The sequence below is a fragment of the Halalkalibacter oceani genome, from assembly GCF_023715605.1.
Classification (GTDB): Bacteria; Bacillota; Bacilli; order Bacillales; family Bacillaceae_D; genus Halalkalibacter; species Halalkalibacter oceani.
The window spans coordinates 92,829-109,073 of sequence record NZ_JAMBOL010000001.1 but is presented as its reverse complement, the minus strand read 5'-3'; the positions used below and the strand labels follow the sequence as shown (position 1 = coordinate 109,073).

Here is a 16,245-nt window from a genome sequence, read left to right as displayed (position 1 = left end):
TCAGCCTAAGCGGCTCAGCAGCCGCTTACTGCTGCTGAGCCGGCGCTTCTTCAGTAAGAACGCTTGCCTTGCGCTCCTGATAAAATGCGAGTCGGAAACCGATTAACGCCAGCAGGATGCTGACCATAATAATATTTTTGCTGCCATCGAAAATCGTGCTTGCATCAAGGTTGCCCCCTCCCCCGCTTCCGTGGCCGTGAATTTGTAAAGAAACGTCGCTGCTCATGACGCCCAACGTCATCGCAACGGCTGAAATGGCCGAAGCAAACGTATGACCCATTTGCCTGGTCGTTTCCAGCATTCCTGAGGCAAAGCCTTGGTAATTTCCCTTGATTGAATTCATGATGACATTGTTATTAACCGACCAGAATATCCCCATTCCCGCGCCAATCCAGGCACCGACCAGAATATACGGAATAAGCGAGGTCGAACCGAGGACAAACCAATAAATGATAAAGCCTGAAAGAATGATACCCATCCCGATGGGCCGAATGGCGTTTGAGCCTGTACGATCATAAATTGCTCCTCCGATCCGTGGAAAGATTGCATTCATGAATTCCACCGAAATGAGCACAATCCCGGCATAAACCGGCGCCATCCCCAAGCCGTCCTCGACTAAGAACGGGACAAAGAAAGTAACATTGATCATCGCCAGGTGAAGAATAAAATTCGCGCCTAGCGACGAAACGAATAACTGATTTTTAAATTCATGCAGAATAAGGATCGGCTGTTCCGCCTGCCTTTCCACTTTGATCAGCAAAAGCGTCAACCCGATTAGGAATAAAGGCACGACAAACGGGAACAGAGGCTGACAGGTAAGGGCCTGCATTCCTCCCGCAGTCGGACTGCAGCTGCCGAAATCAGGAATCGCGCTTACATAAAAAACGGTCGAAACGATAATGACATAAATCAGCAAAGCTCCGCGCAAATCAATTTTCGCCGATGTGGCCTCTACTTTCTTTTCCTTAATGGTATACACGAGACATAGAACGAGAATCGCCATCGGAATCGTAATCCAGAAAATAAGGCGCCAACTAAAAAACTGAAGAAAGATTGTACTAATGCAAATGCCGATCAGCGAACCGAATGCCGCAGCGGACGTCACCTTGCCAAAAGCGCGCGCCCTCAACCCGCCCTCCGGAAACAGCTTTGAAATGATCGAAAGCGCGTTGCCTGACATGAGCGCAGTACCGATCCCTTGCAGAGCGCGAAATAAAAACAGCTGCATGTAAGAAGCTGCAAACCCACAAGCAATGGACGCCACTAAAAAAATAACCGTTCCGGTTGTAAATACTTTTTTGTCGCCAAACTGGTCACCAATTCTCCCCGAAATCAACAGCAGCCCGGTTAAAGATAATAAATAGATGGCCATAATCCAGCCGCTTTCGGTCATCGTCAGCCCAAGATCCCGGCTGACGCTTGGCAGCATCGCCGCCACTGGGACGAGGGCAAACTGCACCATAAAATATCCTAATATGACGGTATGTAACCCTTTTTTTTGCTCCGGGGACATCTTTTCTTTTGACATGACATCTCCCCTCCTTTTCCATAACATCATTATTCTTTAATTGTAAACGGTTACAAAATACGACATGCCTTTCTTCGAGCTATCCCCTCCTTCCTCTCAGTTTTTTTTGATTAAGTTCTTGCTTTTTTGGAGCCGCATGAATTTCTGATCACTAACTCCGGCTCTAATGTAATACGAAACGGCAGCGAATTAGACGCCGAAGAAGCTCTGTTTTTATCTTCGATTTTTTGCATTAGCTTTTCCGCCGCTAATTGAGCCATCTCTTCTGCCCGTATGCCGACGGTCGTTAATTCGATTAAGCTGTGCCCCGACAAGCTGATATTGTCGACGCCGATCAGCGCGATGTCATCCGGGACGGCGACATGTTGCTTTGTTAAATAATTAAGGGCATCGAGCGCAATATGATCAGCCGTTGTGAAAATAGCTGTCGGCTTCACTTTTTTGCTGCGCATTTCATCCAATACCTTTGGCACTTCGGTTTTCGTATTCGTAAAATCAACCGAGCGGATAAAATGGTCGTAAGCCTTCAAACCGTATTCATTTAACGCTGCATAATAACCGGAGATCCGATCCTGCACCGTATTAAACTTATTGGGCCCATGAATGATGCCGATTCGCTTATGCCCTAATTGGATCAGATGCTTTACCGCTGTATACGCCGCTTTAAAGCTGTCATGGATCACGTAATCAGTATCATCCTGATCCGTTTTGCGGTTATAAAGGATATAAGGAATGTTGTTTTTTTCCAGATTCTCAAACGACGTGTCTTTAAAAGCAGCACCAATAATGACCCCATCTACTCTGCGATTGACGAGAAGGTCGATATACTCCGTCACTTTTTCTTTTTTCTCATCGGTTACATATACATTCACATGGCAATTGTAGCGTTCGACAATTTTAATAATGACTTCCGCCGTCTCCGCAAAAAACGGATTGCCGAGATTGCCGACAATTAAGCCAACGGTGAACGTTCTTTTCATCACCATGCTTCGTGCAATCAAATCTGGTTGATAATCCAGCTCTTCAATTGCCTGTAATACTTTCTTCTTCGTACTTTCCTTCACAAAAGGATTGTTGTTTACCACTCTTGATACTGTCGCTGTCGAAACGCCTGCCTTCACCGCTATATCTTTAATCGTCACCTGCACTTAAATCGCCTGCCTCAACTGATGTTTACATGTTTATTTTTTCCATTGTACACGTTTACAATATCAAGGAATGCAAAAAAGTCAAAAACACTTGAGAATAGTTTATCATTCCCAATCCCCGCGGTCAATAAAATTCTGAAAATACGAATAATTACTCCGGATGCAAACGGATTGACAGCTTAGCTGCGCCAAACCCATGTATCGCCGTGCCGAGTACGACTTGTCGATTTTTCCACCCACTTGCGACTGGACATGTCATCCCCTGTTCTTCCTTCTGTTTTTAATGAAAATGTCATACTTCCTGCCCAATTTCTGCCTATCCAGCCTATTTACCGGGTAAACTACTTATAACATAGAAAAGAAAGAGGGATAATAAATGAGAGAAAAACAAGTTAGAATCGCAATAGTAGCTGTTTTCACTGTCTTAACGCTGACAGCGTGCGGCGACAATCCGAATGAAACAGTGCCGGGAGACAATGAAGATCATATTGAAAGGAGCGATAACACCGAGGAGCCGGCATCTCATGATTCCCACGCTGAAATGAATCATTCAAGCTCAGGGGAAGTTCCTGACAATTTACAGCCCGCCGAAAATCCAGCTTATGAAGTGGGCAGTCACGCTATTCTTCAAACCGATCATATGGCGGGAATGCAAGGGGCAGAAGCAACAATCACCGGCGCTTACGACACGGTTGCTTACGTCGTCACCTACACTCCGACAACCGGGGGCGAGCCTGTTGAACATCATAAATGGGTCGTTCATGAGGAAATCGAAGACGCGGCTGATGATCAGGTGATGGCGCCGGGAACAGAAGTAGTTTTGCTGGCCGATCATATGGAAGGAATGGAAGGGGCAACAGCAACGATTGAGGCCGCCGAGGAGACGACTGTTTACACGGTCACCTACACGTCAACGACAAGTGGAGAAGAAGTGGAACATCATAAATGGGTGATAGAAAGTGAACTTGCTGCTGAATAGAGATCACGTGACAGCGGCAATCCATTTTCTCTTCATTTAAAAGTGGACTGGATGGAACGGAAGCTGCTGAAAAAGAGAAAATCGCCCTTTTTCAGCGCCTTATGAAACAGCCGTTTTTTTTTTGACACTGTCCCTGATCTTTCTAATCTGCTTTGCTGCCATGATATAATATGCTAAAGTTTCTTTTGAAAATGAAGCCGAAAAGGTGATGATCATGAAGACAAACAACGAATTTCCGCATCAAGGATGGAATCTCGACAATAGCTATGCGCGCCTGCCGGAGAGCTTTTTTACTCAGCTGACTCCCTCTCCTGTATCCTCACCGGAGCTTGTGATCTTCAACGATTCCTTGGCTTCGGCTCTGGGGTTTCAAAGCAAGGAGCTGCAAAGCAAAGAAGGAATCGAAATCTTTGCAGGCAACAAAATGCCCGAGACTGCTTATCCGCTCGCCCAGGCTTATGCCGGCCATCAATTTGGACATTTTACAATGCTCGGGGATGGACGGGCTCTGCTAATTGGAGAACAGCTGACGCCGGCAGGTGAGCGAGTAGATATTCAGCTCAAAGGCTCCGGGCGTACACCGTTTTCACGCGGCGGTGACGGACGCGCCGCTCTCGGGCCGATGCTGCGCGAGTATGTGATCAGTGAAGCGATGCACGCGCTTGGCATTCCTACGACCCGCAGTCTCGCAGTCGTCGCAACGGGGGAAGTCGTGTATCGGGAAACCGAACTGCCGGGCGCTGTTCTTACCCGTGTCGCCGCCAGTCATTTGCGTGTCGGCACCTTTCAATATGCGGCCAGATGGGGTTCGAAAAAGGATCTGCAAGCACTGGCTGACTATGCCTGGGACCGCCATTTTTCTGATCTCCCGGCCGTTCAGAACCGTTATTTGTCTTTGCTGCAGCAGGTTGCCGCACGCCAAGCCCAGCTAATCGCCAAATGGCAGCTCGCCGGCTTTATTCATGGCGTTATGAACACGGACAACATGACGATCAGCGGGGAAACGATCGATTATGGACCATGCGCCTTTATGGACACCTTCGATCCGAAAACCGTATTTAGCTCGATTGATGTCCAAGGCCGTTATGCTTACGGCAACCAGCCGCGGATTGGCGAATGGAATCTTGCCCGTTTTGCGGAAGCGCTCTTGCCGCTGCTTGATGACGATGAGCAAGCAGCCGTCGATCAGGCTCAGGACGTCATTTCCAATTTCGCCTCACAATTCCGCCAAGAATGGCTAAACGGAATGCGGGCCAAACTCGGAATCACCAACGAAGAAAAACAGGATATCTCGTTAGTGGAAGACCTGCTCGGTATGATGCAGCAGGAAAAAGCGGACTACACCAATACGTTCCGCGCCCTGACGCTTGGAGAATATCCAGCAGATACCGCTCTTTTTGCCGGCTCAGCGTTCAAACAATGGGAAGAACGCTGGCAATCGAGACTCGGCCGCCAGACTTGCCCGGAAGCGGAGAGCAAGCAGCTTATGAAGCGCCATAATCCAGCGATTATTCCACGCAATCACCTCGTGGAAGAAGCATTAGCCGCCGCAGTTGATCATGGAGACTATGACGTGCTGCACCGCCTCCTCGCTGCTCTGGCCGATCCATACGCCTACTCGCCCGAGCAAACCGCGTATGCCGTCTTACCTCCCCCGCCCTCCCAGCCTTATCAGACGTATTGCGGCACATGAATGTGCAAGGCAGCAGGCTTAGCCAAAAGGGAAAATTACCCCTTCCGGCTAAGTCTCTTGCTTTTTTCTAAGTTTTCTTGCTTTTCCGGCAACAGTTGTATCATAATACGAGTAAAAAAACGTTATCGTTTAACTAGCAATCTAGCTGATTGCGAAATGAGGATTTCATGAAAAAAACTAAGTTATTTCTCTATATTACGATTTTTTTCATTGTATTGGCTTGTATCCGGCTATTTTGGCTCACCTTCCATGTTATTCCGGATGAACGCTACGCTAATGATGGCGTTCTTGATCTGCGCAGCGAGAACATGCCAAGTGATGACGTTATTACATTAAGCGGAGATTGGTCTTTTTACCCGAACCAGCTGCTTCATCAAACAGAGGACCTCGAATCGTCCGAAAAGCGTTATCAGTCTGTTCAAGGCGAATGGGAAAAGGGAAATGAACAAGCTTCCCTCCAATACGGTACCTATCATTTACGGCTTCTATTAAACGAAGCAGATACCGAAAAGCCTTACGGGATACGAATTCCGTCGATCCGTTCAGCCTCCCATGTTTACCTGAACGGGAAATCACTCGGACAGGCCGGGGTTCCAGCTGCTGATCAGTCGGATTTTATTTCTCGCAATGTTCCGTATTATGTATATTTCTATGCGGATACGGAGGAAATCGACCTGTTCATTCAAGTCGCTAATTTGCCTGATACTGGTCCCGGCAGTGTTGAACAGCACATCACGCTTGGTCATATGGACGTTCTTAAACGGGAAGAGCTGATCTCGCTTATCAGCGAGATTATGGTCGCAATCGTTTTTCTGATTCATTCTCTTTATGCCGGACTCATTTATCTGTTAGGGATCAGGCAAAAAGAATTAATCTTTTTTATGTTGCTTACGCTTCATGCCACGTTAATGATTTTGGCATCAGACAGTAAGCTTCTCTATGTATTTTTGAACGTCCCTTACGACTGGCAAATGAAAATGACGTATTACATATATTCAGCGGTGATGCTGTTCTTACTGCTTTATTTTAAGTATTTAATACCGGACTATATGAACAACCGGCTTTTCCGGCTCATGCGTCTGGGCTGTCTGGTCTATCTCACTTTTATTATCCTCGCACCGGTTTCGATGATATTGAGCGTCAAATCACTGTTGCTGCTTGTCTTGCTGATTCCTTCGCTGATTATTACGATTCAGCTGATCCGTGTGACGTTCCACGGAATGGCGGACAGCGTTTATATTATGTTAGGTGTAACAGCAGTAACGAGCAATGTCGTCTGGCTTGTATTAAGTCCAAGAATTACTCCTGTGTATGTGTTTTACCCGTTCGACCTCCTGTTTGCGATCATAATTTTCTGTATCTTTTGGTTCAAACGCTACTTTCGCAATGTCGAACGGACAAAGCTGCTATCAGAACGGCTGAAACGGGCCAACAAGAAAAAAGATGAGTTTCTCGCCAATACATCCCATGAATTGCGCAATCCGCTTCATGGCATTGTCAATATCGCCGAACATGTGTTAAAAACCGAACGAGCGGCGATCAGAGCCGAAAGCAGGCATGATCTGGAGCTTCTGCTGACAGTCGGTCGCAGAATGGAGCTCCTTATTAACGACCTTCTCGATATGACGCAATTAAAGGAAAATCAGATCAGACTTCAGCTAAAGCCAGTCGATTTATCAGCAGTTGTAAAAGGAGTGCTTGATATGCTGCGCTTTATGGCTGCCGGAAAGCCGATCCGCTTCATATCGAAAGTAACCGGCGATTTTCCTGCTGTGAAGGCTGATGAGAATCGTTTACTTCAAATTCTGTTCAACCTTGCCCATAATGCAGTGAAGTATACGGAAAACGGCTCTATTACCATTCACGCGTCAGTTGTTGGCACGAAAGCTTATATTAGCGTAAGTGATACCGGGCCGGGAATCGATGAAGATGTGCAAAAGCGGATGTTTGAACCATATGAACAAGGCGATCCAGGAAAAGCTGCTTCGGCCGGAGGAATCGGGCTCGGGCTGGCAATATGCAAGGAGCTTGTCGAGCTTCATGGCGGCGAACTGACCGTCACCTCATCCAAAGGAAACGGCTCCTCCTTTACTTTCTTCCTGCCTATAGCAGATGAAATTCCTGAAAGTCTTGAACAGAATGAGCTGTTTATTGAACATGAGCAATCCGGAGCCTCGATTCAGGCTTCAGAGCCAGCAAATGAAGAAAATCTGCCGGCTGTGGCGAATATTTTAATTGTCGATGATGATCCCGTCAATTTGCATATTATGGACAAAACAATTTCAACAGAGCATTATGCCATTACAACTGCTTTAAGCGGAGAGGAAGCGCTGGAAAAATTGACAGATCCGAATTGGGATTTGGTCATCAGTGATGTGATGATGCCGCAAATGTCCGGCTATGAGCTAACCGAAATAATTCGTAAACGCTTCACGATTTCCGAGCTTCCGGTTTTATTGCTGACGGCGCGCAATCGTCCGGAAGACATTTATACCGGCTTCCAATCCGGCGCAAACGACTATATTACAAAGCCTGTTAATTCTTTAGAGCTGCGAGCGCGCGTCCGGACATTGGTTCACATTAAGCAAACGACTTCCGAGCATTTACGGATGGAAGCGGCATGGCTGCAGGCACAAATCCAACCGCACTTTTTGTTTAATACACTGAATACGATACTTGCTTTAATGGAATATGATCAGCAAAAAATGAGAGCTGTCTTTGAAGCCTTTATTGACTATTTGCAGTCAGGCTTTGATTTTGAAAACTCAAAACAGGCGATTCCGCTACAGCAGGAGCTTGCGGTCGTTCGCTCCTACTTATTTATTGAACAGGCAAGATTCGGTGATCGCTTAAACGTGATTTGGGAAGGAGAAGAAGAGATTGAGGTTGACGTTCCTCCTCTTTCGATCCAGACATTGGTGGAAAATGCCTTGAATCACGGGATTTTAAAGCAGGCTGAAGGGGGAACGATCCGACTTGCTATCATCAGAGACGAACAGGAAGTGACGATATCGATCTCTGACGACGGGGTAGGAATGCCTGCAGAAATAACCCGGGGAGCGTTCACTCAAGCCAAACCGGGAAAGGGCGTTGGTCTGTACAACACCGACCGGCGGCTTAAACAGCTGTACGGACACGGATTGGTCATCCAAAGCACTGCAAACAAGGGGACAACTGTTTCCTTCCATGTTCCGTTGCAAAACACTGAAGGACTGGGCAAAAGATAAAAAAATCTTTTGCCCGGCCCCTCGCTCGTCCATTTTCAATTATCTCTTTTCGATCTTCGGGAGCAAACAACAGCTGCATGTTGCTGTTCAAGTGAAATAACTTTTACTAATGCAGATCGGCTGTTTTTTTACGTTTCTCAACGCTTTTCAGCAGTCAGTAGCAGAAAAAGCCGAACAGCATGAACGAAAATCGTGAGACTAAACAGGCCAATTAATGTAAGATCAAAAACAGCAGGTGTCTGAAAATCAACAAAAAGCATCATAATTGCCAATCCTATTCCAAGCATCAATAGATTCATATACCCAAATTTTTCAAGCATCAGTAGAAGTGGATGTGAGATTTATCGTTTAGCGGGAAGGCAAGGAAACATCCTCCCTCTTCATTAGCGGCGGCGTTTCTTCTTAGGGGGAGAACGCCGTTTTTCATTTTTTCGTTCTTGTTTTAACTCGTATAAGTCCTTCACACTTGAAATAATCGCTTTGAAAGCTCCAGCGATAAGAGCGAAAAGCGCGATGAGCTTTTCGACATCCACTGATTCGCCTCCTTCCTACTATCATTATAATGTTTCAAAAGGAGGCGATGAATAGGTGTGATGATTATTTTCAAGCAAAATGTGCATGTATCATTGAAAATAGGCGGGATTTTTATAGAAAATGAAAATCCATTATCTAATTCGCAAAAAATCACAATTCATTTGATACATTTCATTACAAGAATATTGAGATTTTTTAAAAAATACGATTAAATGAAAACAAGGAAAGAAAATAATTCCCGATTATGATAATTTCCACGTTAACAATTCCCGTTCTTAATAAATCTTTAATCTGCAGGAGGCTTGTATGAAAAACTATCGGTCTATGGACACAGAGCTAATTCATGCTATGGTACAGCCTGATGAAAAAACTGGGGCGATCGCCCAATCAATTGTTCCGGCAGTTGCTTACGCTTTTCCTGATTGCGAAACTGCTGCCGATGTCGTAACAGGAAACAAAGAAGGAATCTACTATGGCAGATATGGAAATGCGACGATTAAAACGTTAGAAGATAAAATCGCCTATTTGGAAAATGGTGAAGCCGCTCTCGGTGTCAGCTCCGGGATGGCCGCGATCAGCATTGCCATTCTTGCTTACGTCAAGCACGGAGAGCATGTGCTTGTGACGAAGGATGTCTATGGAGGTACTCATAAATTTTTAACAACACTGGCGCCGCGCTTTGGCATCTCTTATGATTTTGTTGACTGTACATCAATGGACGTTATTGAACAGGCGATCCAGCCGAACACAAAAGCGATTTATATCGAGACGCCTTCCAACCCTTGTCTTACAGTCTTAGACATTAGGGACATTGCCAAAATTGCTAATTTGTATAACATCCCCTTGATTGTTGATAACACCTTTATGTCCCCTTATTTACAAAAACCGCTGGAGCTTGGAGCCAATGTCGTTGTCCACAGCGCGACAAAGTATTTAAACGGTCATGGCGATGTCCTTGCCGGCTTTATCGTCGCCAAGAAACAGGACATCCATCATATGCGGAAAAATGTGATGGGCGATCTCGGTCAAGTGTTAAATTCATGGGACGCCTTCCTCATCCTGCGCGGCCTGAAAACATTGGCGCTGCGCGTTCATCGCCATTGCGACAACGCGCATGCAATTGCTCACTATTTAGAGACACATCCCGGCATTGAAAAAGTCTATTATCCCGGCCTGCCCTCTCATCCGCAGCATGCGTTAGCAAAAAAACAAATGAGGGCGATGGGCGGAATTGTTTCTTTTGAAGTGAAAGGCGGTTATCAGGCTAGTAAGCAATTTATCAATGCTTTAAAATTAGCGATGATCTCCTTCAGCTTAGGAGATCCCGAAACATTGGTACAGCACCCGGCGACGATGACTCATTCATCCGTTCCGGCATTCGAACGGGAGAAGTTCGGCATTACCGATGGATTAATCCGGCTTTCTCTCGGCTTGGAAGAAGCTCAGGATATTATCGCTGATTTAGAACAAGCGTTGGCCCAGCTCTCTCAGAATATCACTACATGACCTAACCGTGCATTTTAGGGGGGAATACGATGAATCATGCTTCTTATTTAACGGCCATTGAACAAGAGCTGCAACGTTTTTTAGATGTTCTCGCTGAACTAATCGACTTAGAATTTACCGTTGTCAACGACAAATTAGTCAGAATTGCCGGCACTGGCTCTTACAAAGAGCAGATTGGCAGCATCGCCCCGGAAGGTTCCCTTTTTCAAAACGTGCTGGAAACAGGGATCCCCCGGTTTATTTTAGATATTCAAAACGAAGAAGAAAACTGCCGAAACTGTGTCTTTAATCGACATTGCCGGGAGCTTTCGACGATGGGGTACCCGATCATTCTCGATAACCGTCCAATCGGCGTCATCGGAATTATCGCTTTTTCCCCGCAGCAAAAAGAAAAAGTCGTCGAGAACTTATCGACGTTGTGGGATTTGCTCAAACAGACCCACCAATTTATTGAAAATAAAATCGCCCTGTTCGAGACTGCGGATTCACCAAAAGCACTGCCTCCCGCTGAACCGGTTCAAAACGCGATCATCTTTCAAGACATCATCGGGTACGACACTTCATTAAAAGATATCGTGAAAAGGGCCGAGCGGGTCACTTCCAGCCCTTCAGCCGTTCTCATTCAGGGTGAGGCCGGCACAGGGAAGGAACAGCTGGCGAAAGCTCTCCATTACGGGGGAAACCGGGCGAGCGCTTCCTTTATTCCAATCAGCTGTTCAGCGGTACCAGCCGAGGTGCTGGAACGTGAGCTTTTTGGCTATGGAGATGACGAGCCAGGATGGTTGGAGAAAGCCGCGAACGGGACAGTCTTCTTTGATGAGATTGGCGACCTGCCTCTTTCCCTGCAGGCAAAACTGCAAAGGGCACTGCAAGTGGGAAGCATCTATCGCGTAAATGGCAGCAGGTCCCTTTCCATTAATGTGAGGATCATCGCGGCAACGAGCAAAAACCTTGAACAGATGATCCAGGAAGGGATGTTCAGAGAGGATTTTTATTACCAAATAAATGTCCTCCCTTTTACGTTACCGCCGCTAAAAGAGCGAAAAGAGGACATCCTGAAATTGTTTACCTTTTTCTTAAAAAAGCACGGCGAGCGTTTGAACAAACCAATGATGAAAGTAGAGCCTATTGTCGAGCAATGGCTGCTGCACCATCAGTGGCCGGGCAACATTAGACAGCTGGAAAATGTCGCCGAATACCTTGTTAATTTTGCTCAAGATGACGTAATTACAAGCGGAGACTTGCCGGACTCCTTTTTTCAGAAAGAGAAAGTGCTGCATCCTGACAAAGTAAGAAGCCTCGATGAACTCGTCGCTGAATACGAAAAAACGATTCTACAACAATTACTGGAATCCGCTCATTCCACCTCTGAAAAAGAAAAAGTCGCCAACGACTTAAACATCAGCCTCTCCACCCTCTACCGCAAACTAGAAAAATACCAGATTTCATAGAGGCTGTGACAAAAGGTTGTTTTTTTACCTTTTGTCACAGCCTTTAAGCAATGAGTGGAACCGACACGATCTTTTTAAAGTCCGTTGTGAGCAAGCTGCTGAAAAAGTACGGTTTTCACTTTTCCGGCAGCTTTTTCGTAATGAGCGTAGCCGTTGCCTGATTTTGAAAGCCTTGCTATAAGGAACCAGCTTGTCCCGACCCTCTTATTCATATTTTAAAGGGTCTCCATCAAACGGCTGTTCCGCGACTTTAATGGATTCCGTCGGACAGCCTTCCAGCGCATCGATGACATCGTCAATCAAGTCTTCGGCGATGATGTTCATTCCTTTATTCTCATCAATCACGACATAGGCAATTCCTTCATCGTCATAATCATAAATATCAGGAGCGGACGCGCCACAGGCACCGCAGGCGATGCAAGTCTCTTGATCGACAATCGTATAATGAGCCATATGTAACCTCCTCTTTATTTGCTTTCCTCTGTATGAAGCAAAGTCCAAACTTTCTCCGGTGTGAATGGGAGCGAATACCCGCGTTTTCCTATCGCATGGGCAATTGCATTGGCGATCGCCCCCGGCACAGGGTCTAACGCGACCTCCCCAACAGATTTGGCCCCGAAAGGACCGTGCGGGTCTTCTCCTTCAATAAAGCTTACTTGTATGTCTGGAATATCCGCCGCCCCCGGCATCCGATAATCCATGATGCTCGGATTCATCACCCGCCCCTCTTCAAGCTTCAATTCCTCCATCGTCACCCAGCCGATTCCCTGAGCGACAGCCCCGTTCACCTGACTGATCGCCCCGACTTCGTTCAAGATCGTCCCGGAATCATGTGCCGCCCAGTACCCAAGCAGCTTTACTCGGCCTGTATCAGGATCCACCTCAACCTCCGCCACATGAGCGGCAAACGGATAATTAGGCGACGGATTCCCGTAATATGTGTGGTCCGGCAGCTCCGTATTTGGGACATATGTGCTGCGAACGAGCAATTCCTCGCCGGCATTCTTCATTCGAAAAAGCGTGGCAATCTCTTTGAAAGAATGTGCGGTTTCCCCAACGACGATAAACCGTTCATCCCACTTCCCTTCCGTCCCGTATAGCTCTTTCATAAAGGCAGACAGCTTTCGCTTGAATTCAGCGGCCGCTAATTGAACGGCGTTGCCTCCCATCACCGTGCTTCTTGATGCCAATGTCCCGATTCCAAATGGGTGACGAGCGGTGTCTCCCGATTTGACAATGATCGCCTGATCACTGATTCCCAATTCACGCGCGGCAATTTTCGCATAGGTTTGGCTCAATCCTTGGCCGAGGTCAATTTCTCCGGTTTCGACCTCGATGTCTCCCGTTGCTTTCAAGCGAAGAACCGCCGTTGAGCCGTCGAATCTTGGATCAATGCCACGAAAGCCGGACACATGATTGCCGAGGGCCAGACCGAGACCGCGATTTTTCGGCAGGCTGTCGCGTCTTTGCCAATTGGCCATCTTCTTCACTGTATCGATGCATTCTTCAAGCTTGCAGCTGTCGAGCTGATAGCCGTGAGCCGTTCTCTCATTTTGATGGACAATATTCATCCGCCGCAGCTCAGCCGGATCGATCTTCAGACTATCGGCGATCTCGTCGATGATGCTTTCCACCGCGAACAGCATTTCCGCGTTTCCGAAGCCTCTCATGCATGTCGTTGGACTATTGTTTGTATAGCAGAGGTTCCCTTCAGCTCTGACATTGTTAAAATGGTAAATTCCATCAGGACGTGTGCAGGCGGTGGCGACAATATTCGGACTCCAATAAATCCGCGCGCCGGCATTGGCGTAGACGACCACATCTTTATAAACAAATTTACCATCCGCTGTTGCCCCGATTTCAACATCCATCTTCAATGGCACGCGCGGATGAGCGCTGATCATATCCTCCTTACGGTCGAATACCATTTTGACAGGCCTTTTTGCTTCCATACTCAAAGCGGCTGCGATAATATGCATTTTCAACACATATTTCGCGCCAAATGACCCTCCGATTGGCGGCACGATGATCCGGACTCTGTCTTCCGGCAAGCCGAACGCCGCCGCGTACGTTTCACGGGCCCGATACGGAATATGGGAACCGGCCCACAGCGTTATGCCCTCCTCCTCCGACCAACTGGCAAGCGCGGCAATCGGCTCGAGATGCCCCTGGTAAATCGGGTTAATCACATACCGGCCGCCGCGGACGATTTCCGCATCCTTTTTAGCCGTCTCCACATCCCCGCGCTCAAGCTGTAAATGCATCGGGCGGTTCTGCTCCGTCTGTGGATAAAGCAGCGGACTTTCAGGGGAGAGCGCCTCCTCCGCGTCGAAAACGGCCGGCAATCCTTCATAGTGCACATCAATCATCTGCAGGGCGGCTTGAACGAGCTCTTTTGAGTCAGCCGCGACAGCCGCGACTTCATCCCCGATAAAGAGTACCTCCGATTCCGCGAAAATGTTCCAGTCCTTATACTTCGTCGGTCCATAGGCAAGCCTTGGAACATCGGCCGCCGTCAGTACTGCATGCACGCCTTCTATTTCCAGAGCTTTCGTTGTGTCTATGTTGACGATTCGCGCATGAGCGTGCGGGCTTCGTAAAATACCGCCTGCCAGCTGGCCAGGTAAGCTGATATCTTCGACAAATCTCGTCTCGCCGGTTAGCTTTTGAACATGAGCATGAGGTGATTTAAACGTGCTGTTCACGATCGCTCTCCTCCTTTTCGATCTTTTCAACAGCCTGGATGATACCTCGGTAGCCTGTGCAACGGCAAAGATTATTTTTCAACGCCTGTGCTACATTTCCATTGAATGGAGCGGGGGCATTGACATAAGCGGTTACTGTCATCATGATGCCTGGCGTGCAAAATCCACATTGGACACCGCCATGTACAATCATTGAATCGGTCAGCCTTTGAAAGATGTCATGCTGCTTGATTCCTTCAATTGTTTCCACGTGCGCCCCCTGCACAGCCGCTGTTGGTAAAATACAAGAGACAACAGGCTTGCCGTCCAGTAACACCGTGCAAGCTCCACATTCCCCCGTTTTACAGCCGATTTTCGTCCCTGTTAACCCTGCTTCTTTCCGAATATAGTCCACTAAAGGCTTCGTTGGTGACCCGTGCCAAGTCTGCTGCTGTCCATTCAGTTTCAATTGAACTGTTTCTCCGCTCGTCATAGCTGCCCTCCTGACATTCCTGTTTCTTACGTTGTTAAGACAGACTCGTGAAACATCTCTTCTTTCGTAAATGTTCTTGAGATCAGGCCGTCTTCTTTTAAAAACTCGATAAACTGCGCAATTTGCGGCCAGTTCTTTTGCAGCCCGTAAGGCCAGAGGTCGTTCTTCATTAAGGCAGCTGAACGCTCCGCCGATTCCCAGACCCACGGCACAATTGATTGATTGCTGATCGTTTCAAACGTGCTTTTCATCATTTCATTTTTTTGGGTAAGAAAGCGCTGATACAGTTGTTGCGGTAATGCCGGATAGGCTTTCACCGTTTCTTTTTTCAGTGAGACAAGATGCATGATTGGAAAAACATTCGTTTCCTGATAATATCTCTTTTCCTCCTCCCAGGCATCGGGAAAGAGGCGACGAATCTTCCCTCCCTCCCCATCCAAAGGAAAATAGTGCTCCGGTGGACGTCTGACAGTCATAATGGCATCGACCTCCCCCTCGACGAGAGCATCGAAAATATTCGCCGTCTTAGCTGCTGTTGCTGGCGTATCAATCGGGATCCGTTCCGGGCGAAACGTCACCCAGTCAATCTCATCTGTCTGCACGTCCCACAGATGACGGAAATAGGCTCTTATCCAAACGGCCGCGGTCATTTGATATTCAGGAAGACCGACGCGAAGACGCTTTAGCTCTGACGGGTGCTTCCACGGTGAATCCGCGCGGACATAGAGCGTATTATGGCGGAAGGATCGCGAAAGAAAAACCGGAATCGCCGTCAGCCGCTGATCGCCCCGATCAAGGCCAATGAGATAGGAGGCAAGGGAAAGCTCCGACAGATCATAGCACGCTTCCGATACTTGCTTCTCAAAAATCTCTTCTATATTCGTGCTTTTCAGATTGAATTGAAAGGAAGGAAGCTGTTCTTCCCCGGAAACAATCCAATTCGTGCGACTGCTGATTGACACCGCTGTGCTTACTTGTGCTTTCACGGTTAGCGTTCTCTCC

At 47.3% G+C, this 16,245-nt stretch carries 13 protein-coding genes; 5 read left to right on the top strand and 8 right to left on the bottom strand.

Going from position 1 to position 16,245, the window contains the following annotated elements; all coding sequences use genetic code 11:
- Positions 1-25: 25 nt before the first annotated feature.
- A complete protein-coding gene (locus tag M3202_RS00530; RefSeq protein ID WP_251221432.1) occupies positions 26-1,528 on the bottom strand; it encodes an MFS transporter in 1,503 nt (500 codons plus the stop codon).
- Between the two features lie 110 nt (positions 1,529-1,638).
- Positions 1,639-2,676 carry a LacI family DNA-binding transcriptional regulator gene (locus M3202_RS00525; RefSeq protein WP_251221431.1) on the bottom strand — a complete coding sequence of 346 codons (1,038 nt, stop codon included), beginning with the start codon at positions 2,674-2,676 and terminating at the stop codon, positions 1,639-1,641.
- Between the two features lie 376 nt (positions 2,677-3,052).
- Between M3202_RS00525 and M3202_RS00520 the strand changes: the two genes are divergently transcribed.
- From M3202_RS00520 to M3202_RS00510, 3 genes are all read left to right on the top strand, one after another.
- The gene (locus M3202_RS00520; protein ID WP_251221430.1) at positions 3,053-3,655 is read left to right on the top strand and encodes a YdhK family protein; all 603 of its coding nucleotides are present in this window, start codon (positions 3,053-3,055) and stop codon (positions 3,653-3,655) included.
- Between the two features lie 214 nt (positions 3,656-3,869).
- Positions 3,870-5,348, top strand: a complete 1,479-nt coding sequence (locus tag M3202_RS00515; RefSeq protein ID WP_251221429.1) for a protein adenylyltransferase SelO — start codon at positions 3,870-3,872, stop codon at positions 5,346-5,348.
- Positions 5,349-5,515: 167 nt separating this feature from the next.
- The gene (locus tag M3202_RS00510) at positions 5,516-8,575 is read left to right on the top strand and encodes a hybrid sensor histidine kinase/response regulator (protein WP_251221428.1); all 3,060 of its coding nucleotides are present in this window, start codon (positions 5,516-5,518) and stop codon (positions 8,573-8,575) included.
- A gap of 383 nt (positions 8,576-8,958) precedes the next feature.
- On the opposite strand, the gene M3202_RS00505 is transcribed toward M3202_RS00510, so the two are convergent.
- On the bottom strand, positions 8,959-9,108 hold the full coding sequence (locus M3202_RS00505) for a hypothetical protein (RefSeq protein ID WP_251221427.1): 150 nt from the start codon (positions 9,106-9,108) through the stop codon (positions 8,959-8,961).
- A gap of 307 nt (positions 9,109-9,415) precedes the next feature.
- Here M3202_RS00505 and M3202_RS00500 point away from each other — a divergent pair, with 307 nt between their 5' ends.
- Both M3202_RS00500 and M3202_RS00495 read left to right on the top strand, forming a co-directional pair.
- Entirely contained in the window at positions 9,416-10,615 is a 1,200-nt protein-coding gene (locus M3202_RS00500; protein WP_251221426.1) for a trans-sulfuration enzyme family protein, read from the top strand.
- A 29-nt stretch (positions 10,616-10,644) separates the two neighbouring features.
- Positions 10,645-12,066, top strand: coding sequence for a sigma-54 interaction domain-containing protein (locus M3202_RS00495; protein ID WP_251221425.1), 1,422 nt, complete (start codon positions 10,645-10,647; stop codon positions 12,064-12,066).
- A 74-nt stretch (positions 12,067-12,140) separates the two neighbouring features.
- Here M3202_RS00495 and M3202_RS00490 read toward each other — a convergent pair whose 3' ends face one another.
- From M3202_RS00490 to M3202_RS00470, 5 genes are read right to left on the bottom strand one after another with little or no spacing between them, the layout of a single operon-like run.
- Complete coding sequence (locus M3202_RS00490; protein WP_251221424.1) at positions 12,141-12,278, bottom strand: hypothetical protein; 138 nt, start codon at positions 12,276-12,278, stop codon at positions 12,141-12,143.
- Positions 12,271-12,519: a ferredoxin gene (locus M3202_RS00485; RefSeq protein WP_251221423.1), complete on the bottom strand. Its 249-nt coding sequence runs from the start codon at positions 12,517-12,519 to the stop codon at positions 12,271-12,273. The genes M3202_RS00490 and M3202_RS00485 overlap by 8 nt, the downstream gene beginning before the upstream one ends.
- A gap of 14 nt (positions 12,520-12,533) precedes the next feature.
- Positions 12,534-14,771 carry a xanthine dehydrogenase family protein molybdopterin-binding subunit gene (locus M3202_RS00480; RefSeq protein ID WP_251221422.1) on the bottom strand — a complete coding sequence of 746 codons (2,238 nt, stop codon included), beginning with the start codon at positions 14,769-14,771 and terminating at the stop codon, positions 12,534-12,536.
- On the bottom strand, positions 14,755-15,243 hold the full coding sequence (locus M3202_RS00475) for a (2Fe-2S)-binding protein (RefSeq protein ID WP_251221421.1): 489 nt from the start codon (positions 15,241-15,243) through the stop codon (positions 14,755-14,757). Before M3202_RS00475 ends, M3202_RS00480 begins: the two co-directional genes overlap by 17 nt.
- A 26-nt stretch (positions 15,244-15,269) precedes the next feature.
- The gene (locus M3202_RS00470; protein WP_251221420.1) at positions 15,270-16,229 is read right to left on the bottom strand and encodes a substrate-binding domain-containing protein; all 960 of its coding nucleotides are present in this window, start codon (positions 16,227-16,229) and stop codon (positions 15,270-15,272) included.
- Positions 16,230-16,245: the final 16 nt, after the last annotated feature.

Coding starts and splice junctions, on each gene's coding strand:
- M3202_RS00520 (WP_251221430.1), top strand. CDS start 3,053: ATGAGAGAAAAACAAGTTAGAATCGCAATAGTAGCTGTTTTCACTGTC.
- M3202_RS00510 (WP_251221428.1), top strand. CDS start 5,516: ATGAAAAAAACTAAGTTATTTCTCTATATTACGATTTTTTTCATTGTA.
- M3202_RS00500 (WP_251221426.1), top strand. CDS start 9,416: ATGAAAAACTATCGGTCTATGGACACAGAGCTAATTCATGCTATGGTA.
- M3202_RS00495 (WP_251221425.1), top strand. CDS start 10,645: ATGAATCATGCTTCTTATTTAACGGCCATTGAACAAGAGCTGCAACGT.
- M3202_RS00490 (WP_251221424.1), bottom strand. CDS start 12,278: ATGAATAAGAGGGTCGGGACAAGCTGGTTCCTTATAGCAAGGCTTTCA.
- M3202_RS00485 (WP_251221423.1), bottom strand. CDS start 12,519: ATGGCTCATTATACGATTGTCGATCAAGAGACTTGCATCGCCTGCGGT.
- M3202_RS00475 (WP_251221421.1), bottom strand. CDS start 15,243: ATGACGAGCGGAGAAACAGTTCAATTGAAACTGAATGGACAGCAGCAG.
- M3202_RS00530 (WP_251221432.1), bottom strand. CDS start 1,528: ATGTCAAAAGAAAAGATGTCCCCGGAGCAAAAAAAAGGGTTACATACC.
- M3202_RS00515 (WP_251221429.1), top strand. CDS start 3,870: ATGAAGACAAACAACGAATTTCCGCATCAAGGATGGAATCTCGACAAT.